23 protein-coding genes and 1 other RNA gene are annotated in these 19,660 nt (G+C 60.2%); 11 read left to right on the top strand and 13 right to left on the bottom strand.

The genetic code is table 11. The annotated features are described in order from the left end of the window. The first annotated feature begins 63 nt into the window (after positions 1–63). On the top strand, positions 64–945 hold the full coding sequence (locus OE747_RS01015; protein WP_263826749.1) for a fructose bisphosphate aldolase: 882 nt from the start codon (positions 64–66) through the stop codon (positions 943–945). A 45-nt stretch (positions 946–990) separates the two neighbouring features. Here the strand turns inward: OE747_RS01015 and OE747_RS01010 are convergent, their stop codons facing one another. The 6 genes from OE747_RS01010 to fumC all read right to left on the bottom strand — a co-directional run bounded on the left by OE747_RS01010 (position 991) and on the right by fumC (position 4,338). Further along, on the bottom strand, positions 991–1,599 hold the full coding sequence (locus tag OE747_RS01010) for a DNA-3-methyladenine glycosylase I (RefSeq protein ID WP_263826748.1): 609 nt from the start codon (positions 1,597–1,599) through the stop codon (positions 991–993). After that, positions 1,596–1,895, bottom strand: a complete 300-nt coding sequence (locus OE747_RS01005) for a YciI family protein (RefSeq protein WP_263826747.1) — start codon at positions 1,893–1,895, stop codon at positions 1,596–1,598. The genes OE747_RS01010 and OE747_RS01005 overlap by 4 nt, the downstream gene beginning before the upstream one ends. A gap of 12 nt (positions 1,896–1,907) precedes the next feature. Next, entirely contained in the window at positions 1,908–2,483 is a 576-nt protein-coding gene (locus OE747_RS01000; RefSeq protein ID WP_263826746.1) for a TetR/AcrR family transcriptional regulator, read from the bottom strand. A 66-nt stretch (positions 2,484–2,549) separates the two neighbouring features. Then, a complete protein-coding gene (locus OE747_RS00995; protein WP_263826745.1) occupies positions 2,550–2,771 on the bottom strand; it encodes a ribbon-helix-helix domain-containing protein in 222 nt (73 codons plus the stop codon). Further along, positions 2,768–2,944 carry a DUF4169 family protein gene (locus tag OE747_RS00990; RefSeq protein WP_263826744.1) on the bottom strand — a complete coding sequence of 59 codons (177 nt, stop codon included), beginning with the start codon at positions 2,942–2,944 and terminating at the stop codon, positions 2,768–2,770. The genes OE747_RS00995 and OE747_RS00990 overlap by 4 nt, the downstream gene beginning before the upstream one ends. Beyond that, complete coding sequence (gene fumC, locus OE747_RS00985; protein ID WP_263826743.1) at positions 2,944–4,338, bottom strand: class II fumarate hydratase; 1,395 nt, start codon at positions 4,336–4,338, stop codon at positions 2,944–2,946. Before fumC ends, OE747_RS00990 begins: the two co-directional genes overlap by 1 nt. A 175-nt stretch (positions 4,339–4,513) precedes the next feature. Between fumC and OE747_RS00980 the strand changes: the two genes are divergently transcribed. Then, positions 4,514–5,077 (top strand): hypothetical protein, encoded by a 564-nt coding sequence (locus OE747_RS00980; protein ID WP_263826742.1) that lies wholly within the window; start codon positions 4,514–4,516, stop codon positions 5,075–5,077. A gap of 60 nt (positions 5,078–5,137) precedes the next feature. Here OE747_RS00980 and OE747_RS00975 read toward each other — a convergent pair whose 3' ends face one another. The 6 genes from OE747_RS00975 to OE747_RS00950 all read right to left on the bottom strand — a co-directional run bounded on the left by OE747_RS00975 (position 5,138) and on the right by OE747_RS00950 (position 9,553). Then, a complete protein-coding gene (locus tag OE747_RS00975; RefSeq protein ID WP_263827083.1) occupies positions 5,138–5,593 on the bottom strand; it encodes an SspB family protein in 456 nt (151 codons plus the stop codon). An 80-nt stretch (positions 5,594–5,673) separates the two neighbouring features. Further along, the gene (chrA, locus tag OE747_RS00970; RefSeq protein ID WP_263826741.1) at positions 5,674–6,921 is read right to left on the bottom strand and encodes a chromate efflux transporter; all 1,248 of its coding nucleotides are present in this window, start codon (positions 6,919–6,921) and stop codon (positions 5,674–5,676) included. Then, positions 6,918–7,733, bottom strand: a complete 816-nt coding sequence (locus OE747_RS00965) for a sulfurtransferase/chromate resistance protein (RefSeq protein WP_263826740.1) — start codon at positions 7,731–7,733, stop codon at positions 6,918–6,920. Before OE747_RS00965 ends, chrA begins: the two co-directional genes overlap by 4 nt. A gap of 140 nt (positions 7,734–7,873) precedes the next feature. Next, on the bottom strand, positions 7,874–8,305 hold the full coding sequence (locus tag OE747_RS00960) for an ester cyclase (protein WP_263826739.1): 432 nt from the start codon (positions 8,303–8,305) through the stop codon (positions 7,874–7,876). A gap of 101 nt (positions 8,306–8,406) precedes the next feature. Then, positions 8,407–8,756: a transfer-messenger RNA gene (gene ssrA, locus OE747_RS00955) on the bottom strand. 50 nt (positions 8,757–8,806) lie between these two features. Next, positions 8,807–9,553, bottom strand: a complete 747-nt coding sequence (locus OE747_RS00950; protein WP_263826738.1) for a FadR/GntR family transcriptional regulator — start codon at positions 9,551–9,553, stop codon at positions 8,807–8,809. A 126-nt stretch (positions 9,554–9,679) separates the two neighbouring features. Between OE747_RS00950 and OE747_RS00945 the strand changes: the two genes are divergently transcribed. The 4 genes from OE747_RS00945 (at position 9,680) to acuI (ending at position 13,462) form a co-directional block, all read left to right on the top strand. Then, positions 9,680–10,450 carry a DUF2182 domain-containing protein gene (locus OE747_RS00945; protein ID WP_263826737.1) on the top strand — a complete coding sequence of 257 codons (771 nt, stop codon included), beginning with the start codon at positions 9,680–9,682 and terminating at the stop codon, positions 10,448–10,450. Positions 10,451–10,468: 18 nt separating this feature from the next. Next, a complete protein-coding gene (locus tag OE747_RS00940; protein WP_164132512.1) occupies positions 10,469–11,101 on the top strand; it encodes a DUF1326 domain-containing protein in 633 nt (210 codons plus the stop codon). A gap of 163 nt (positions 11,102–11,264) precedes the next feature. Next, a complete protein-coding gene (locus OE747_RS00935) occupies positions 11,265–12,368 on the top strand; it encodes a dimethylsulfoniopropionate demethylase (RefSeq protein WP_263826736.1) in 1,104 nt (367 codons plus the stop codon). A 101-nt stretch (positions 12,369–12,469) separates the two neighbouring features. Further along, positions 12,470–13,462, top strand: a complete 993-nt coding sequence (gene acuI, locus OE747_RS00930) for an acryloyl-CoA reductase (protein ID WP_263826735.1) — start codon at positions 12,470–12,472, stop codon at positions 13,460–13,462. A gap of 50 nt (positions 13,463–13,512) precedes the next feature. Here acuI and OE747_RS00925 read toward each other — a convergent pair whose 3' ends face one another. Continuing rightward, positions 13,513–13,896 carry a VOC family protein gene (locus OE747_RS00925; RefSeq protein WP_263826734.1) on the bottom strand — a complete coding sequence of 128 codons (384 nt, stop codon included), beginning with the start codon at positions 13,894–13,896 and terminating at the stop codon, positions 13,513–13,515. Between the two features lie 128 nt (positions 13,897–14,024). Here OE747_RS00925 and OE747_RS00920 point away from each other — a divergent pair, with 128 nt between their 5' ends. The 5 genes from OE747_RS00920 to OE747_RS00900 are packed head-to-tail and all read left to right on the top strand — an operon-like array spanning position 14,025 to position 19,608. Continuing rightward, positions 14,025–15,248: an aminotransferase class V-fold PLP-dependent enzyme gene (locus OE747_RS00920; protein WP_263826733.1), complete on the top strand. Its 1,224-nt coding sequence runs from the start codon at positions 14,025–14,027 to the stop codon at positions 15,246–15,248. Between the two features lie 47 nt (positions 15,249–15,295). Next, positions 15,296–16,744 carry a cryptochrome/photolyase family protein gene (locus tag OE747_RS00915; RefSeq protein WP_263826732.1) on the top strand — a complete coding sequence of 483 codons (1,449 nt, stop codon included), beginning with the start codon at positions 15,296–15,298 and terminating at the stop codon, positions 16,742–16,744. 50 nt (positions 16,745–16,794) lie between these two features. After that, positions 16,795–18,009 (top strand): SAM-dependent methyltransferase, encoded by a 1,215-nt coding sequence (locus OE747_RS00910; RefSeq protein WP_263826731.1) that lies wholly within the window; start codon positions 16,795–16,797, stop codon positions 18,007–18,009. A gap of 12 nt (positions 18,010–18,021) precedes the next feature. After that, positions 18,022–18,462, top strand: coding sequence for a TrgA family protein (locus OE747_RS00905; RefSeq protein WP_263826730.1), 441 nt, complete (start codon positions 18,022–18,024; stop codon positions 18,460–18,462). Positions 18,463–18,492: 30 nt separating this feature from the next. Then, positions 18,493–19,608 (top strand): NUDIX domain-containing protein, encoded by a 1,116-nt coding sequence (locus tag OE747_RS00900; protein WP_263826729.1) that lies wholly within the window; start codon positions 18,493–18,495, stop codon positions 19,606–19,608. Positions 19,609–19,660 lie beyond the last annotated feature (52 nt).

Genomic DNA, 19,660 nt, shown 5'->3' with positions numbered 1-19,660 from the left:
TACCATCCGTCAGAACCATGATATATGCCGTGCCAAACGGAATCATTTAGACGGGAAAGACATATGTCCAAGGCACAAATGCACGAACAGATGGCAAACGGTGCGGGTTTTATCGCGGCCCTGGATCAGAGCGGCGGATCGACCCCCAAGGCGCTGGCGCTTTATGGTGTGGACGCGGCGCAATACGGATCCGAGGAAGAGATGTTCGCCGAGATCCAGCGCATGCGCGCCCGGATCATCCTGGCCGACGATTTCACCAGCAAGAAGGTGATCGGCGCGATCCTGTTCGAACGCACCCTGGGCGAGAGCATCGAGGGCCGTAAGGTTGCCGATTACCTGTGGAACGTCAAAGGTGTCGTGCCCTTCCTCAAGATCGACAAGGGGCTTGAGGACGAGGCCAACGGCGTGCAGCTGATGAAGCCGATCCCGGGTCTGGCCGCGACCCTGGCCAAGGCCGAAGGCGTATTCGGCACCAAGGAACGCTCGGTCATCCACGAGGCCAATGCCGAAGGCATCGCCGCCGTGGTGGCGCAGCAGTTCGACGTGGCGCGTGAGGTGATCGCCGCCGGCATGGTGCCGATTGTCGAGCCCGAGGTGAACATTCACTCGACCACCAAGGCGCAGGCCGAGGAGATGCTGAAGGAGGAAATCCTGAAACATCTCGATACGCTCGCCGAAGGGCAGGACGTGATGCTGAAGCTGACCATTCCCAGCACCGCCAACCTGTATGACGCGCTGGCCGATCATCCCCGTGTTGTGCGGGTGGTGGCGCTGTCCGGCGGCTATTCCACCGATCAGGCCTGCGACCTGCTCAGCCGGAACGGCAAGATGATCGCCTCCTTCTCGCGCGCGCTGACCGAAGGCCTCTCGAAACAGCAGTCGGATGCCGAGTTCAACGCGGCCCTGGGCAGCAATATCGACAAGATCTATCGCGCCTCGCTGTAAGAGCCGCGAAATACGGGAACCGGGCCGCGACATCGCGGCCCGTTTTCATTTGGGCGGCGTGAATTCGGCCCGCATCCGCGCCGCCTTGTCCCGCATGACGCAGCCGCTCGCATGGTCGTTGACCAGCCCCATGGCCTGCATGAAGGCGAACACCGTGGTGGGGCCCACGAATTTCCAGCCGCGTTTCTTCAGGTCCTTTGACAATGCGGTCGAGGCGGGGATGATGCTGGCTGTCTGCGGCTCGGGCAGGTCCTCGGGCGCAGGCTCATAGGACCAGACATAGGCCGCCAGACTGCCATGTTCGGCCAGCAGATCGCCCATCCGGCGGGCATTGTTGATCACCGCCTCGATCTTGCCGCGATGACGGATGATACCGGCATTGCCCAGCAGCCGGGTGATATCCGTGTCGTCATAGGCGGCGATGCGGGTCCAGTCGAACCCGTCGAACGCGGCGCGGAAATTCTCGCGCTTGGCGAGGATGGTGCGCCAACTGAGGCCGGATTGAAAGCTTTCAAGGCAGAGCTTTTCGAACAGGCGCTGGTCTTCACCCACCGGATAGCCCCATTCGCGGTCGTGATAGTCGAAGAATTCCGGCGCCGCATTGCACCAGCGACAGCGCGGCTGCCCGTCAGGGCCGGGGATGGTGGTGCTCATGCCGCCGCACCGGGCAGCAGAAAGGCAAAATCGGCGCTGGTGCGTGACGGGGTGAGTTCGAGGATCTCGGCACTCACCACATCCTCGATTACAAACGGATCGGCGGCGACGCGGGCCTCGACCTCGGCCCGCGAGGCGGCACGGGCAAGGATGCCGCCGCCCAGTTGCGGCTGAAGGCTGCCCGCAATGTCAAAGACGCCGTTGTCAAACCCCTGTTTCAGCCAGTCCACATGGCCTGCGATGAACTCGGGTGCGCGGGATTTGTTGGTCGAGAATTTCATAAATATCATAAACATCTGGTCATTTCCTCAAGTTTTCCTGGAAAGCGTGTTGTCGAGCCAGCGGTGCATTTCGTCCACCTCGGCGCGCAGGAACCCCTCGTCATGAAAGCTCTGCGCCAGCGTGGCGGCACCCTGGCTGCGCGCCAGCAGATGCATCGCCAGCGCGGGTGCCTCTGTGCTGTGGCCGGCCTCGGCGAACTGGCGCTGCAACCAGTTGCGAAACAGGGTGAACAGCCCGTTGGCCTGCCCCTGCGCGGAATGGTCAAGCTTGCTGAGTTCGGTGCAGAGCGAGCCCACTGGACAGCCGTAACGGGTGATCTTGGCCTGGTTCATGATCATCAGGTCGATGAAACTGGCGATGCGGGCGCGGGGGCTGTCACCATCGCCCTGCCAATTTTCCAGCATCTGCGCGGTGCGGGCCAGTCGCAACTGGATCACCTCGGCCAGAATCTCGTCCTTGGTCTTGAAGTGATAATAGAAATTGCCGCGCGAGATAGCCACCGCTGCTGCGATATCGGCGAATGAGGTCTGCGCAAAACCCTGCCGGTAGAACAGATCATCGGCGGCGGCGACGATCTGTTCGCGGGTCTGTGCCTGTGCCATATCCAACCTCTAGGATGCGTGTCCTAGAGGTTGTAGGGCGAGCGTCCTAATCTTGTCAACCCGTGTTCAGCACCGGCTTTGATACCAGGTCAGGACATAGACGCGGATGGCCGAGGCAAGGCCGGTCTCGGGGTCACGCGCGGCATCAATATCGCCTGCCAGAACGTTGATTGGTATATCTTTTTCTTTTGCAATTTCGCGAAACGCCCGCCAGAACGCATCCTCGAGCGAGACCGAGGTGCGGTGCCCTCTCAGCGTCAGCGAGCGTTTGACGGGGCGGCCGCTCATTCCTCGACCTCGTGGCCGTCGTGATCGCGCCGGGCCTTGTCGGCACGGGCGCGGTCCAACTGTTTGGCGGCCTTGCTGCGGCCGAATTTCGCGGCGTTCTCGTCCGCACGCGCCTTTTTCTCGGCGCGCGCCTTCTGTTTGCGGAACTGGTTGAGGTTGACCGGCTTGCCCATCAGTCGCGCGGGCCGATCATCTGTTCGGGGCGTACCACCCGGTCAAAGGTCTCAGCGTCGACAAAGCCCAGCCGCACCGCCTCTTCGCGCAGGGTGGTGCCGTTCTTGTGCGCGGTCTTGGCGACCGTGGTGGCGTTGTCATAGCCGATGGTCGGCGCCAGCGCGGTGACCAGCATCAGGCTTTCGCGCATCAACTGGTCGATCCGGGCGGTGTTGGCGCGGATGCCCAGTAGCATCCTCTGGGTGAAACTGTCCGTCGCATCGCCTAGAAGTTGCATGGATTGCAACAGATTATAGGCCATCATTGGATTATAGACATTGAGTTCGAAATGCCCCTGCGAGCCTGCGAACTTGATTGCCGCGTCATTGCCCATCACATGGGCAGCGACCTGGGTTAGCGCCTCGGCCTGGGTCGGGTTGACCTTGCCGGGCATGATCGAACTGCCGGGTTCGTTTTCCGGCAGGACCAATTCCCCCAGGCCCGAGCGGGGGCCGGAACCCAGAAAGCGGATATCGTTGGCGATCTTGTAGCAGCTTCCCGCCACCGTCGCGAGCGCGCCGGACAGAAAGACCATCGCGTCATGGGCGGCCAGCGCCTCGAACTTGTTGGGCGCGGTGACCAGCGGCAGGCCGGTGATCCGGGCCATGTTGGCGGCGACCGCCTCGGCCCAGCCCGCGTGTGTGTTCAGGCCGGTGCCCACGGCGGTGCCGCCCTGGGCCAGCTCGTAAATGCCGGGCAGGGCCAATTCGATCCTGGCCAGCCCCATGCGGAGCTGGTGGGCATAGCCCGAAAACTCCTGTCCCAGGGTCAGCGGCGTTGCGTCCTGGGTATGAGTGCGGCCGATCTTGATGATATCGCCGAATTCTTCGGCCTTCTGTTCGAGCCCGGCCAACAGGGCGCGCAACCCCGGCAGCAGGATGTCGCGCGCGGTCATCGCCACCGCCACATGCATTGCGGTGGGAAAGGTGTCGTTCGACGATTGCCCCATGTTCACATGGTCGTTCGGGTGCACCGGATCCTTGCTGCCCAGCTGGCCGCCCAAGAGTTCGATGGCGCGGTTGGCGATCACCTCGTTGGCGTTCATGTTCGACTGGGTGCCGGAACCGGTCTGCCAGACCACAAGCGGAAAATGGTTGTCCAGCTTGCCCTCGATCACTTCGCTCGCCGCGGCGATGATCGCATCCGCGAGGTCCGGGGCCAAAGCGCCGGTTTCGCGGTTGCGCAGGGCGCAGGCCTGTTTCACCACACCCAGCGCCCGGATGATAGCGACGGGCTGACGCTCCCACCCGATGGGAAAATTCTGGATCGAGCGCTGGGTCTGCGCCCCCCAATACCGGTCGGCCGGCACCTCAAGCGGGCCAAAACTGTCTGTTTCTATTCGCGTTCCCGTCATGTGTGCCTCCGATCTGGGGTTCGCTTCAGATTTCACCGGTCTCTGCCTGGGTGCAAGAGAGATAGGGTTACCATCAGGGATCGAAACAGGTTTTTTCCGACTGCGCAGACTCATGCGTTGTTCCCTGCTCAGAGCGCGCTAATATGAGATGATCTGTCAGCCGTAGGAGGCAACAATGCGCGCCGTGAGCCTTAGCCTACCATTCCGCAGGATATGGCTGCTTTCGTTTTTAGCACTGTCCGTATTGCTTGTGCCCGATCCGGTCAGGGCAGCCGAAATAGAACAATTCGTCGGTGAGTACGAAGGCAATGCGGACCTGATCCGCGCCGATGGCAGTATCGAACCCCGAGACATGAGCGTTTCCATTCAAGAGACCAAGGACGGATTTAACGTCAGTTGGTCGACGACGATCCAGAAACCGGACGGCAGGATCAAGGAGAGCGACTATTCGGTCGATTTCCTGCCCAGTTCCAGAGAGGGCATTTATTCAGCGGCCATGACCCGGAACGTGTTCGGCCATGCCGTGCAACTCGACCCGATGAAGGGCGAACCCTATGTCTGGGGGCGGATCGTCGGTGACACCATGACAGTCTATTCGCTTTTCGTAGCGGATGACGGTGGTTACGAGATGCAGCAGTTCGACAGGACGTTGGCTGATGGAGGATTGATGCTCAAGTTTTCACGGCTGAAGAACGGCGTCATGGAGCGCTCTGTCGAAACTTTTCTGCAAAAGCAATAGCGGCTGATCGGTGCGGCAAGCATTGGCCGGGGCAATACATGTACCGGCTATATGCAGTGATCAGTGCTTGCGGAAACTGTCCAGAGAAACCACTTCGGCATCCGAATGGCGTTCTTCGTCGTCATCCTGCTCGTCTTCATCCATCTCATCGGAGTCGTCCGCGTCCGGGCTTTCAAAACGCAAACCGAACTCGACCGATGGATCAACAAAGGTCTTGATCGCGTCGTAAGGAATGTAAAGCGGTTCGGGGGTATCCCCGAAGTTCAGCGTGATCGAGAACCCGTCGTCGTCGACATGGAGGTTTTCGTACCAGTGCTGCACCACGATCGTCATCTCGCCGGGATAGCGATCGGATAGCCAGTCTGCCAGACCGGCATCGGGATGCCGGGTATCGAAGGTGATGAAAAAATGATGAGCCCCGGGAAGCCCTTTGTGTTCCACGTCGCTCAGGACTGTTTTGATCAGCCCGCGCATGGCGGTATGCATCAGATTGCCGTAGTCGATGCCTCGCGACATGTTGTGTCCCCATTCAAAATCGAGCTTCAGCATAAAAGATTCGGACGGAAACAAAAGAGACTGCACGCGGCTATTTTCGATCACACGAGATAGCTGGCCATGCCTGCCGCAGTCATGAGTATCAAGGTCTCTCCGATTCCTCGTTTGAAGAGGAACATCAATGTCGCGGCGAACACCGACAACAAGGCCGCCAGAAAGTCGAAACTCGCCCAGACCGGAGACCAGAACGATGCCGGGCCAAGGCTTGACAACGTGACCTCAGCGAAAATCACATGCATGCCGAACCACAAGGAGAGGTTCAGGATGACCCCGACCACGGCGGAGGTAATGGCTTTCAGCGCAGCTGCGGGTTTGGGCCGGTCGGCGATCTGGTCGAGGATGGGCGCGGTGGAAAAGATCCAGAGAAAGCAGGGTACAAATGTTGCCCAAAGGGCGACAATACCGGCGGCCAGCGCCATTGCCGGGCCGTCAGCCATGTAGCCGGCAAGCATGGCAACGAACTGTGTGACCAGTATCAAAGGCCCCGGTGTGGTTTCGGCCAGTCCCAGGGCGTCGATCATCTGTGTCGTCGAAATCCATTGATGGTGGTCGACGACCGTCTGCGTCATATATGCCAAGACCGCATAAGCGCCGCCAAAAGTAACCACCGCAAGCTTCACGAAAAACCAACCAAGATCGGCCAACAAGGTCGGGCCAAGGAATGTCAGCGCAACAATGGGGCCCAGCCACAGCACCAGCCAGGTGACCAGTGTTCCGGTCGCGGGGTACTGCCATTCGGATCGGGGGCGGGGGATGTCGGCAGGTTTGGCGCTCAGGTAACCCCAGAGGCCAGCGGCGCCGACAATCAGGGGGAATGGCAGAGAAAGCGCAAAGATCGAGAAGAATGAAAGGCCCGCGATAACCCATGCAGAACGGCTTGTCAGCGCTTTGGAACTGAGTTTGCGCAATGCCTGCACGACGATGACGATCACGGCAGCCTTGATTCCCAGAAAAGCCGACTGAACCAGAGGCAGATCGCCGAAGGATACGTAAAGCGCCACAAGCGCCGAGATCACAACGGCACCCGGCAAAACGAAAAGTCCGCCCGAGATCAGGCCGCCTGGTACGCCTCTCATCCGCCAACCGGCATAGGTGGCAAGCTGCATCGCCTCTGGCCCCGGCAGCAGCATGCACAGCGAAAGCGCGCGCAGGAACGTCTTTTCATCCAGCCAGGGTCGCGTTTCAACCAATTCCCGGTGCATGAGGGCGATTTGTGCGGCTGGTCCGCCAAAGGACAGCAAACCGATCCGCCCAAAGACCCGGACAAGCTCCGACCACGACGGCGTCATGACCGGCGGTCCGCGGGCCAGTCGTGGCCTTCGTTATGCCCATCGCGCGCCCAGCGATAGAGCGCGTCATAAAGCACCATACCGGCGGCCAATTGGTCGTGATCGTCGCGGAATTGACGCGACAATCCGACCGAAATCGCAAGCAGTCCTGCCGCCTGCGGTGAGATTTGGTGCCGGTCGGTGTCGGCGCCGCGCACAACTCGCGATAGCCGGTCAAGCGCCGCGGTTCGCAATCCGAATTCATCGAGCATGGTGTCGAAGCTGCATCTGTCGTCCCGGTGTGACCAGAAGACGTTTTCCACGTCGAACGGTGTTGCGCCGTAGCGGTCCGCGACGCCCAGGACCTGGTCGGGCGAGACGAACAGAAACCTCGCCGCAGGGTCCACGAAACGCCGGATCAACCAGGGGCAGGCAATCCGGTCGACCTTGGGCCGGTGGCGGGTGACCCAGAGCGTGGCGCCCTCTGCTGGTGCAGGGATCGCTGTTGCGGGGATACGGGGAGCGCCATGATTGTCGCGCCAGCCATGGTTGCCGCCCTGAAGGTACTCGGCCGAATGCCCGTCGTCGCGCAGGCGCGCGACCAGACCTTGGCTGAGCTTGATGCCCTGCTGGCAGATGACAACGCAGCGCCGTCCGGCGAGACGCGAGACGAGACCGGCATAGTCTGTGTGCGGATGGCGGAAGGCGCCCGGAATCAGGAGCGGATCCTCGGTGAAATCCGCATCTATGGAGATATCCACCAGAACCGGACAATCCGGCGTGCCTATCAGGCGCAGCAATTGGGGGACGGTGATTTCACTTGGCGCAGCCATGGCATGCTCCTCTCGTCAAAGGATACATGCGAAACTTGGGCCGAGGCCTCACGGGGCGTTCGCAAGCGACCCCATGAGCCTATCGCTAGTGCAACTCGGCAGGGGATGTCAATGCACCTGCCAAGTGCCGCCGCAGCAGTCTATGCCCACTCCAGGCGCTGACCCGTCATGCAGATCGGTAGTGTGTCGGCCGGCATCTGACCCAGTTGTTCGAACAGCGAGATCAGGTCGAACTGGTTGTATGCTTCGACAATCTTGCCGTCTTTGTACCGGACCATGACCTGACCGGTGACCTCGATTGGCGCTCCGTTGTCGGCCCTTGACGTGTGGACATGCAAGATCGCACTGGCCCAATCGCCGTTCTCGATGATCTTTGGGATATCCACGCGAATTTCGCCCAGATGATATTTAAAGGCGGAAACGAAATCCCTGAAATCGTCGGCGCCAACCTGCATCTCGGGAATCAAGCCGTCGGCCATCGTGTCGGCCGCGAAAAACTCATCAATCGCGTCGATGTTTCCCTGCTCCCAAACCTGGGAATACCATTCCTTCAACAACTCGGACTTGTCCATCTGATCCTCCATCGCTGACAGCTACAGCATTGGGGGAAATGATGAATGAAAACTGAACAATAGTCGGATAAGTGGCCAAAAGTACAAACATATAAACAGAAAATGCAGGTTTCTGTTGCCAGGTACCTGCGAACCCCGCCTTACGCTGCTAGGCGCAAGGGCTTAAGTTTCGGTGTTTCGGACTGCTTACGCAGCCAGAGCAACCGGAGCACGATTGTCGTTGGCAATTATGCTTTACGGACCGATAACGGTGGTACCCCGCCGAGACAAAGCAAACCCCTTTAGACGTCCGTCGATCCTATTTCGGCCCCATTGTCCCCCAACGAGGGTTCTTGGTGGAGCCGCCGGGTACCGCCCCCGGGTCCGATCCGCGTATTACGAGCGCGTTTATGTCCATAGTTCCCGAGGGAACATGCCGAATATAGTCGCTTGGTGCGCAAGTGCAACGGGATCCCGACTTGCCCAGGCGGAAATCATGCCTCGGCGATTAAACAGGGGGGATCAGCCGCTCAGGGTTCCGCGTGCCGCCGCACGCGCGGCCATGACGCTGTCCTTGAGGGTCATTGTATAAGTGGTCAGTTCGACCAGGGCCGCATCGGCGACCGCGGCATCGCGGGCCTCGATCGCGTCGGCAATCCGCGTATGCAGCCCCACGATCACTTCGCGCGAGCGGGCGGTGAAGGTGATCATGTTCATCAGCGGCTGCATGGCCTCGACGGCTCCGGCCAGCTGGTAGGACAGCACCGGGTTTCCGGCCCCGTCCACCAGCGCCCGATGAAAGGTGACGTCCGAGGCGCAGAAACTCTCGTCACTCAGCCCCGGCTGGCTCTGGCGTACGATCTCGGCCCGCATGGTGGCCAGGTGATCCGGGCTGCGCCGTTGTGCCGACAAGGGCGCGCAGGCGCGCTCCAGCGCAAAGCGCGCCTCGCAGGCGGTGTCGAAGCTGACCGCGTTCATCGAGAGGAGCAGGGTCGAAGTGGTGATCTGCTGGGAATAGGCATCCTCGAAACTGATCCGGTTGACAAAGGCCCCGCCAAACGCACCGCGCTGGGTCCGGATCAGCGATTGCGCCGCCAGCCGCTTGAGCGCTTCGCGCACAGTGGGGCGTGAGACCTGGAACTGGTCAGCCAGTTCCGCCTCCGAAGGCAGGCGCTCGTCCACGATCAACCGACCCTCGACGATGGCATCCTTGATCGCCTGGGCAATCTGCGCCGAGAGATCGGCGGAACTGTTGGGGTCGATTTTCATGGCGCGTTCCTGGTGTTCTGGCTAGGCGGATCTTCGCGGTCGGAACATTTTATTTGTCTGACATTTAAAAGTCTGACATTTAGGTGTCAACGCGCGAGTCGCCTAAGCTGATAGCTGGAGTGCGGAATGAAAGCCATCGTTGCCGAACGGATCAGATCGATGACAGGAGGGCACTGGGTTTTCCTGTTCGCTCTTGTCCTAGCCGCATGGTCGGTTCTGTTCCTGATGGCGATTCCTGCCGAAATGCGGGCTGCGGATGCTGTCTATGGCGCGGATTTCTGGCGCGACCTCTGCACTCTGACGCCCGACGCGGCCGGGTTTGGGCGAATGGTTGTCATGTGGGCGCTTATGTCCGCTGCGATGATGGCCCCCACTGCGCTGCCTGCGCTGGCCATTTACGAGGATCTGTCCCATTCCGCCCCGGGCACGCGGTTCGGCGCGCTGGTTTGCGGTTATCTGCTGGTCTGGCTGGGGTTTTCTGTATTGGCGGCCGGGATTCAGTTCGCCTTGTTCAGTGCCGGACTGCTGGGCGGTTTTGGCGACAGCCGGTCGGCGCTTTTGTCGGCGGGCCTGCTGATTGGCGCGGGTACCTATCAATTCACGGCAATCAAGGCTGCCTGTCTCAGCAAGTGTCGGCAACCGCTGACCTTCTTCATGCAGTATTGGGACGAGGGACCGTTGCGCAACGGTATTCGGTTGGGTCTGGTTTGCCTTGGCTGTTGCTGGGCGCTGATGCTGCTGGCTTTTGTCGGCGGGGTCATGAACCTCGCCTTCATGGGCTTGGCCACCGTGATCATGGTGCTGGAGAAGCTGCCCGATGTTGGCCGCCATGTAACACGGCCACTGGGATATGGCCTGTTCGCCTGGGCAGGTTGGATCATCTGGATGACGATATAGGGAAAAGGGAGATATCACATGGCTTTGGACGAATTGGGCACGGTGCCCTGGACGGTCAAGGGAGAGCTGATCCTGAACTGCAACTGCACGGTGTTCTGTCCCTGCGTGATCAGCCTGGGCAAACATCCCCCGACCGAGGGGCACTGCCAGACCTGGGGCGGTGTGCGTATCGACCAAGGTGCTTATGGCGACATTGACCTCAGCGGTCTGAACATCGGTCTGATGATCGAAATCCCGGGTATGATGAGCCGTGGCAACTGGAAGGTTGGGTTGTTCATCGACGACCGTTCCACGGATGCGCAATACGACGCGCTGGTCGCGATCTTCTCGGGTGCGGCCAAAGGGACAACAGGCCTGTTCCAGATCCTCGTCGGTGAAATCCTGGGGCACGAGCGTCAACCGGTGACCTACGAGACCGAGGGCAAGACGCGTCACATTACCGTTGGCCGCAAGATCCAGGGTGTCGTAGCTCCGGTTGCTGGAAAGGATCCCGAAACGGATCTGGTCGTGACCAACACCCAGTACTGGATGGGGCCGGACATCACGGTAGCCACTGCCTCCAAGGGCAAGCTGCGCGCCTATGGTCGCGTGTGGGATTTCGATGGTCGCTCCGCCGAAATCTGCCAGATCGACTGGCACGGCCCGCGTTGATGTTTTGAACGACCCGGTTGGGCGCAGCTGCGCCTGACCAAGCTTTGCCTGGCGAACAGACGGCAATCCTTTGCAGGAGGCAGCACAAGCCGGGTTCTGATATTGTCCAACCGGTTCCGACCGTTGGATCAAGAAACGAAACTTATGCCGGAGGACGCCTAATATGGCGATGATCTCTCCCTCGCGCCGGGTCAGGCGCACCCCCTTTTCCGACGGTGTCGAAGCCGCCGGTGTCAAAGGCTACACGGTTTACAACCGGATGCTACTGCCGACGGTTTTTGAAAGCGTCGAAGCGGATTACCACCACTTGAAGAAATCGGTGCAAGTCTGGGACGTTGCCTGTGAACGGCAGGTGGAGTTGCGCGGACCAGATGCTGCGCGGCTGATGCAGATGCTGACCCCGCGCGACCTGCGCGGCATGTTGCCGGGGCAGTGCTATTACGTTCCGATCGTCGACGAAACCGGCGGCATGCTGAACGATCCCGTCGCCGTCAAGCTGGCCGAAGACCGCTGGTGGATCTCGATTGCGGACAGCGACCTGCTGCTCTGGGTCAAGGGCATTGCCAATGGCTACCGGTTGGATGTTCTGGTGGACGAACCGGATGTTTCGCCCCTGGCCGTGCAGGGGCCAAAATCTGATGACCTGATGGCGCGTGTATTCGGCGACAGAGTGCGCGATGTCCGCTTCTTCCGGTTTGGCATGTTCACTTTCGAGGGGCGCGATATGGCTATTGCACGGTCGGGCTATTCCAAGCAGGGCGGTTTCGAGATCTATGTCGAAGGTGGCGACATGGGAATGCCGCTTTGGAATGCCTTGATGGCGGCGGGTGAGGATCTGGACGTGCGCGCGGGCTGTCCCAACCTGATTGAGAGGATCGAAGGTGGTCTGTTGTCCTATGGCAATGACATGACTGACGACAATACCCCGCATGAATGCGGGCTGGGCCGGTTTTGCAACACGCATACCGCAATTGGCTGTATCGGCCGGGATGCGCTGTTGCGCGTGGCCAAGGAAGGCCCGGTTCAGCAGATCCGCGCTATCGACATTGGCGGTGATCGCGTCCCGGGATGTGACAGGGTTTGGCCGTGCTACGCCGATGGCCAGCGGGTGGGTCAGGTGACCTCGGCCGCGTGGTCGCCCGATTTTCAGACAAATGTTGCCATCGGTATGATCCGGCTCAGCCATTGGGCCGACGGAACACGTCTGGAAGTCGAGACGCCGGCCGGCATGCGTCCGGCAACGGTACAGGAGAAATTCTGGGCCTGAACGGGCAGGGCGCGGCGCTGTCGCGCGCTGATCGCTGCGCCTGCGGCCTATTGTGGTTATGAAATCGATGGCCCTGATTTGGGTCGCGGAAGGAGAAAGAGATGTTCAACGCACTGGTGGTCGAAAAGGACGAAGAAAGCGGCAAGACTCAGGCTCAGGTCAAACAGCTCGGGCTGGATGATTTGCCACAAGCCGAGGTCACGGTCGCGGTCGAGTATTCGACAGTGAACTACAAGGATGGTCTGTGCATCGGTCCCGGCGGCGGGCTGGTGCGCAAGTATCCTCATATTCCCGGTATCGACTTTGCCGGAACCGTCGAGGCCTCGTCGGATACCCGGTACAAGCCCGGCGACAAGGTCGTTCTGACCGGCTGGCGTGTGGGCGAGGCCCATTGGGGAGGATACTCCCAAAAGGCGCGGGTCAAGGCGGATTGGCTGGTGCCGCTGCCAAAGGGGCTCGATACCCGGCAGGCGATGGCGGTGGGGACCGCGGGCTTTACAGCGATGTTGGCCGTCATGGCGCTGGAGGATCACGGCCTGAAACCGGGACATGGACCGGTGCTGGTGACTGGCGCTGCGGGCGGCGTCGGTTCTGTGGCGACCGCCATTCTGGCCAACCTGGGTTACGAAGTTGCGGGTGTAACCGGGCGCCCGGAAACCGCCGACTATCTCAAGTCGCTTGGTGCGACCATCATCGTGCCGCGCGAAGAGCTGAACGAAACGGTCAAACGTCCGCTCGAGTCCGAGACCTGGGCCGGATGCGTGGATGCCGTGGGCGGCGCCATGCTCGCGCGGGTTCTGGGCCAGATGAAATATGGCGCCTCGGTCGCTGCGGTTGGTCTGGCCGGTGGTGCCGGCCTGCCGGCGACCGTGGTTCCCTTCCTGCTGCGCGGCGTCAACCTGTTGGGTATCGACAGCGTGATGCAGCCCTATGACAACAGGCAGCGCGCGTGGGAGCGTATTGCCAAGGATCTGCCGATGGACAAGCTAGAGGCGATGATCCAGCCCGCAACCCTGTTGGACCTGCCAAAGCTTGGCAGTGATATCCTGAAGGGGCAGGTCAAGGGCCGCGTCGTCGTAGACGTCAACGCCTGATCCGGTCGAAATTGGTCCGGCCCCCGGCAGAGCGCCGGGGGCCGTTTCCGTCAACTGGCTCGGGTTTCAAAAAAACCGACGGAGTTCCCGTCGGGATCCTTGGCGTAGAAGAACCGTCCGGCCGGGATGGTGACGACGGGTGAGATCACTTCGCCCCCGGCCTGCGTTACGCGGGACATGGTGTCTTCCAGTGCACCTTCGGCTGCCAGGTGCAAGGTCGGCCCACGCCCGTCGCCCGCCGGTGTGCCGGGATACAGATGCAGGGCAACGCCGGTTTCGACCGCTGCGGGGTTGAATACCGCCATCGGGTTCGGGCCGCCGGTGTCTATTGTCAGTTTGGCACCGGTGACCTTGGCATAGAACGCGACGCTGCGATTCATGTCGGTCACGGGCAATTCTCCCCAGACCAGAAAATGTTCGGGCTGATAGCTCATCTGGTTACCTCGTTGTGTTCGATGGGGACTGTATCACCGACGTTGATGACAAATTCTGTCATCAGCCTGAGACCTTGACCCGCGCTCCGCCAGCGGGCATCCATTTGCCAACAGATACGAGGGTCAAGATGGCGTTGGATATCGACTTTGTTCGCAAACAGTTTCCCGCATTCGCCGAAGCATCGCTGCACGGCCAGGCGTTCTTTGAGAACGCCGGCGGATCCTATACGTGTCAGCCGGTGATCGACCGCCTGACCCGGTTCTACACCCAGCGCAAGGTACAGCCCTATGCACCTTACGAGGCAAGCCAGCTCGCCGGCGCCGAGATGGATGAAGCGCGGGCGCGGATGGCGGCGATCCTGGGGGTGGAGACCGACGAGGTGAGCTTTGGCCCTTCGACTTCGCAGAACACTTATGTTCTGGCGCAGGCGTTCCGGCAGTGGATGCAACCAGGGCAGGCAATTATCGTCACCAATCAGGATCACGAGGCCAACTCGGGCCCCTGGCGGCGGCTGGCCGAAGCGGGGATCGAGATACGCGAATGGCAGATCGACCCGGATACGGGGCATCTGAATCCCGGGGAACTGGAGAGTCTGCTGGACGAGAACGTGCGGCTGGTCTGCTTCCCGCATTGTTCCAATGTGGTGGGCGAGATCAACCCTGTGACCGAGATCACCGCCATCGCCCATGCCGCCGGTGCCTTTGTTTGCGTCGATGGCGTGTCCTATGCGCCGCATGGCTTTCCGAATGTCGGAGAACTGGGACCGGACATCTACCTGTTCTCGGCCTACAAGACCTATGGCCCGCATCAGGGCGTGATGGTGATCCGGCGTGCGCTGGGCAACATGCTGCCGAACCAGGGGCACTATTTTAACGGTGACGTTCTCTACAAGCGGTTTACCCCGGCAGGTCCCGATCACGCCCAGGTGGCCGCAAGCGCGGGCATGGCCGACTATGTCGATCTCTTGGCGGCGCACCATGGGTGCAAGGCTGCTGATGCGACGGCCCGGGCGTCCTTTGTCCATGACCTGATGCGAGCGCAAGAAGTGGAACTGCTGCAACCGTTGCTCGACGCAGTCGCGGACCGCAATTCGGTCCGTCTTCTCGGGCCAGACAAGGCCGAGCTTCGCGCGCCGACGGTGGCGCTGGCGCTGAACCGTCCGGCAGAGCCGGTCGCCGCCGAGTTGGCGAAGTACGGCGTGATGGCGGGTGGCGGGGATTTCTACGCCGTGCGGGCCTTGCAGGGGATGGGGGTCGATCCGGATCAGGGTGTTCTCCGGCTCAGCTTTACCCACTACACCGCAAAATCAGAAATCGACCAGCTTTTGCAGGCTCTTGACCGGGTATTGTGATCCAGGAACAGGCCAGCCTCGTAATCTGAAAAAGACCGGGGCAGCCTATGACCAATTCAGACAGTCCGATTATCTTCTGGTTTCGCCGTGATCTGAGGATCACAGACCATCCCGGCTTTCACGCGGCTTGCGCGACCGGCCGCCCGGTGATCCCCGTATTCCTTCATGACGAAGGGGTCGAGCGGCTTGGTGCCGCGCCCAAGTTTCGACTTGGTCTGGGGCTCGCGGCTTTTGCTGCCGAACTGGAGAGGCTGGGAAGCGCGCTGATCCTTCGTCGCGGACCCGCCTTACAGTCGCTTCAGGCGTTGGTCGAAGAAACGGGCGCCGGAGCTGTCTGGTGGACGCGCGGGTATGACAGTGTGACCATTGATCGTGATACCGGCGTGAAGACATGGTTCAATAGCAATGACATCGACGCCCGGTCGTTTCCGGGGCATCTGCTGTTCGAACCCTGGAAGGTGACGACGGTCACTGGAGGCTACTACAAAGTCTATTCGCCTTTCTGGCGGGCAGTATGCCAGCGGGATGTTGGCCCTGCTTTGCCGGCTCCTTCGCGGTTCGTGAAACCGGCATTTTGGCCCGAGACCGAGGCGTTGAGTTCATGGCAGATGGACGCGCCCGTCAATCGTGCGGCCCCAATCTTGAGAAGACATCAGTCACCCGGCGAAGTTGCCGCTCTGGCCAAACTGGATCGATTCATCGGTGACCGCATCGGCAGCTACAAGAACAACCGGGATTTTCCGGCCCTGGATGCCACTTCGGAACTGTCCGACCATTTCAGCCTCGGCGAGCTTAGCCCACGGATCGCCTGGCATCGAGCGCAAGAGGCGATGCGCGCGGGGTCTGCGGGCGCGGAGCACTTTCTAAAGGAACTGGTTTGGCGTGAGTTTGCCTATCACCTGATGTTCAACAGCCCTCGTATTCTCGATCGGAACTGGCGGGAGGAATGGGATAACTTTCCGTGGTCCGAAGACCCAGAAAATCCAGGCTTTGTGCGTTGGTGCCGGGGACAGACTGGTGTCCCGATGGTCGATGCCGCCATGCGCGAGATGTATGTGACCGGACGCATGCACAACAGGGCGCGGATGATCGCGGCAAGTTATCTGACCAAGCACTTGATGATACACTGGAAACTTGGGATGGACTGGTTCGCGGAATGCCTGACCGACTGGGATCCGGCTTCGAATGCCATGGGGTGGCAGTGGGTTGCGGGATCTGGCCCCGATGCGGCACCCTACTTTCGGGTGTTCAACCCTGAAACCCAGGCCGCGAAGTTCGATCCTGACGGCGCCTATGTAAATCGTTGGGTCGCCGAAGGACAGGCGCGCCCTGCGGCAACGGCTTTGGAATTCTTCGATGCCATCCCACGCGGTTGGGGCCTGAGCCCGGAGGGGACTTATCCAATACCCGGAATTGCACTGGATGCGGGCAGAAAGCGGGCGCTTGCAGCGTATTCTACCGCGTTCCCTCCGAGAAACGACGCAAAACTTGCCTGAATTAAGGTCTCGAACTAGCCTGTTTGGCAAACCGCAATGGGGAGAAGCGGATGATTTTGACATCAACAGATGGTCAGGAGAACCTGCCGCGGTATTTTCCGCAAGTCATGAAGATGCTGACCAAGATGGAGGCAGGTCGTCTCGACATTCGCCTGCCCGACGGACGTCTGTTCCGCTCCGAAGGTCCGAAGCCCGGGCCAGTGGCGCAGGTCGACATTCACGATCCCGATGTCTTCGCGCGCCTGATCCGCGAGGGTGAGCTGGGCTTTTGCGATGCCTATCTTGAACAGGACTGGAGCACTCCGGACCTCCGGGCTTTCATGGATTTGGTGCATCAGGGTGATGAAACCGTCTACGACGGTTTTCCCGGGCAGTTTCTGGCGCGCGCCTATGAACAGCTACGGTTCTGGTTGCAACGTAATCACAAGGAGCAAGCGAAGAAGAACATTTCGTACCACTACGATCTGGGTAACGATTTCTATGCTCTCTGGCTGGACGAGACCATGACTTATTCCAGCGCGCTGTTCGAAACCGGACAGGAAAGTTTGGAAAAGGCACAAATCACCAAATACGCAAGCCTGATCGACGAAATGGGGGCCAAACCCGGCGATCACGTTCTGGAGATCGGATGCGGTTGGGGGGGCTTCGCGGAGTATGCGGCACAACAAAGAGGATTGCGTGTGACCGGCCTTACCATCAGTAAGGAACAGTTAAAGTTCGCGCGGGAGAGAATTGAAAAAGCAGGACTTTCTGAACTTGTCGAGTTCAAGTTGCAGGACTATCGAGACGAGCGCGGCAGCTATGACGGCATTGCTTCAATCGAGATGTTCGAAGCCGTCGGCCAAAAATACTGGCCGACTTACTTCAACACGGTGCGCGACAGGCTGAAACCGGGCGCCCGCGCCACGTTGCAGATCATCACTGTGGCTGACAAGAGGTGGGACGTGTACCGCAATGGCGTGGACTTCATTCAGAAGTACATCTTCCCCGGTGGGATGTTGCCCGCCCCCAAGATCCTGCGAGAGCAGTTTTCGCGCGCGGGTCTGGAATTCGTGAACTCAAAGGAGTTCGGAAAGAGTTACGACCTGACGCTCAGACGCTGGTACGAGACCTTCAATGAGAAATGGGACCAGATCGCGGAAATGGGGTTCGATGATCGATTCCGCCGCATGTGGAATTTCTATCTCACCTCGTGTGGCGCTGCCTTTGACTCAGGCACCTGCGATGTGACACAGGTAACAGTGGCAAGACCACAACAAAGCTGAGTTCACCTGCCCATGCCCACAGCAGCCCGTCTCGTCGCCGCGATTTGCCTTGGCATCCTTGCATATCTGGTTTCAGAGATGATCAAGCCCCGCATGCCCGAGGGCACCGATTTTGGCTATTTCAACATGGTCAATGCAGGGTTGGGAATTCTATGCGGGTGGTTTGTCATGGGGCCAAGGGCGGGCAGGGGGCTGTCGGCGGCGGTCACCAATGGTTTGACCGGGGTTGCCGCGCTCGTTTTCTGGGGGCTCTTCGTGCAGGGCTGCTACGAGATGTTCCGATTGGCGATGCGCAACCGCTATGATGGCCCTTTCGAAGCGGTGCTGGCGATTTTCGAGAAGAGTGTCGAATTCGGCGCTGTGCTGCTCGCGGTAAATATCATCTCGACATTGCTCGTAGGAGCGGTGATATCCGGTCTGGCTACCGAAAGCGCCTGGCGCAGATGGCGTTAGTTTCCCTTTTGCGATGGATACCTACCCGCAGTGAGCAATCTTTTCTTCTATGGTACGCTGCGGTATCGGCCGCTATTGGAACTGGTGCTATGCGAGGCTGGTGTCTCGCTTGACATGGTTCCGGCCGAATTGCCCGAGCACCAGGTGTACGGGGTTCAGGATCAACCCTTTCCGATGATCATGCCCGCACCGGGTCAGTCTGCAAACGGCGTGCTGGTGCGTGGCTTGAGCACTGACCAAATCGAGCGCCTCAACTTTTATGAAGGCGGATTTGACTACGACCTGCGGCCTATGACATTGCGAGTTTCCGGTGGTCAGACCATAGAAGCGCTGGTTTACTTCCCCCGGGAAGGGACGTGGACGCCCGGCGATATCTGGAACCTTGAAGGCTGGGCGCAGGAGTGGGGGGAATTGACCCTGCACGCGGCGGCCGAAGTAATGGCGTTCTACGGTCGTCTTACCCCTGTCGAGATCGCGGCAAACTTTCGTCCCATACGCATAAGGGCCGCGGCCAGGATTGCGGCCGCGGCCCGTGCTCCTGATCCGGATCACGACCTGACGCGGGATGTTGTGGTTGAGAAGCATAATCGCGGCTATCTCAACCACTTTGCGATGGACGATATGGTTTTGCGTCATCGCCGCTATGACGGCACAATGAGCGACAGTCTCAGCCGTGCCGGGCTTATGACAGGTCAGGCTTCTGTCATCCTTCCCTATGACCCGCGGCGAGATCAGGTGCTGATTGTCGAACAGTTCCGCGCACCCGTTTACATGATCGGTGATCCTGCACCTTGGATGTGGGAGGCGGTGGCTGGTATGATCGACCCAGGCGAGACACCGGAACAGGCCGCCTTGCGCGAACTTCGCGAAGAGGCGCATCTGGAGGCACGCGCGCTCGAACCCGCTGGCAAGGCCTATTCCTCGAGCGGGTCCTCGACGGAGTTTGTCCATCTTTTCGTGGCTTTGGCGGACATCATCAAAGAAACCTCCGCAGGTGGTTTGGCGTGCGAGGGCGAGGATATCCGCAGCCGGATCCTTTCCTTCGATGCGCTGATGGCGTTGGTCGACGCTCAGGAGATCAAGGACCTCCCGTTGCTGTCTCTGGCAAATTGGCTGGCCCGGCACCGCGCGCGTTTGCGCGGCTGACTATGGTTCCTTGCTTGAGCTTGAGCCCTCGCAGGGCTACATCAAATCAAAC

Source organism: Ruegeria aquimaris (assembly GCF_025751555.1).
GTDB classification, from domain to species: domain Bacteria; phylum Pseudomonadota; class Alphaproteobacteria; order Rhodobacterales; family Rhodobacteraceae; genus Ruegeria_B; species Ruegeria_B aquimaris.
Note: the sequence above shows the minus strand (reverse complement) of the source record. Positions and strands in the feature narration are given on the sequence as shown.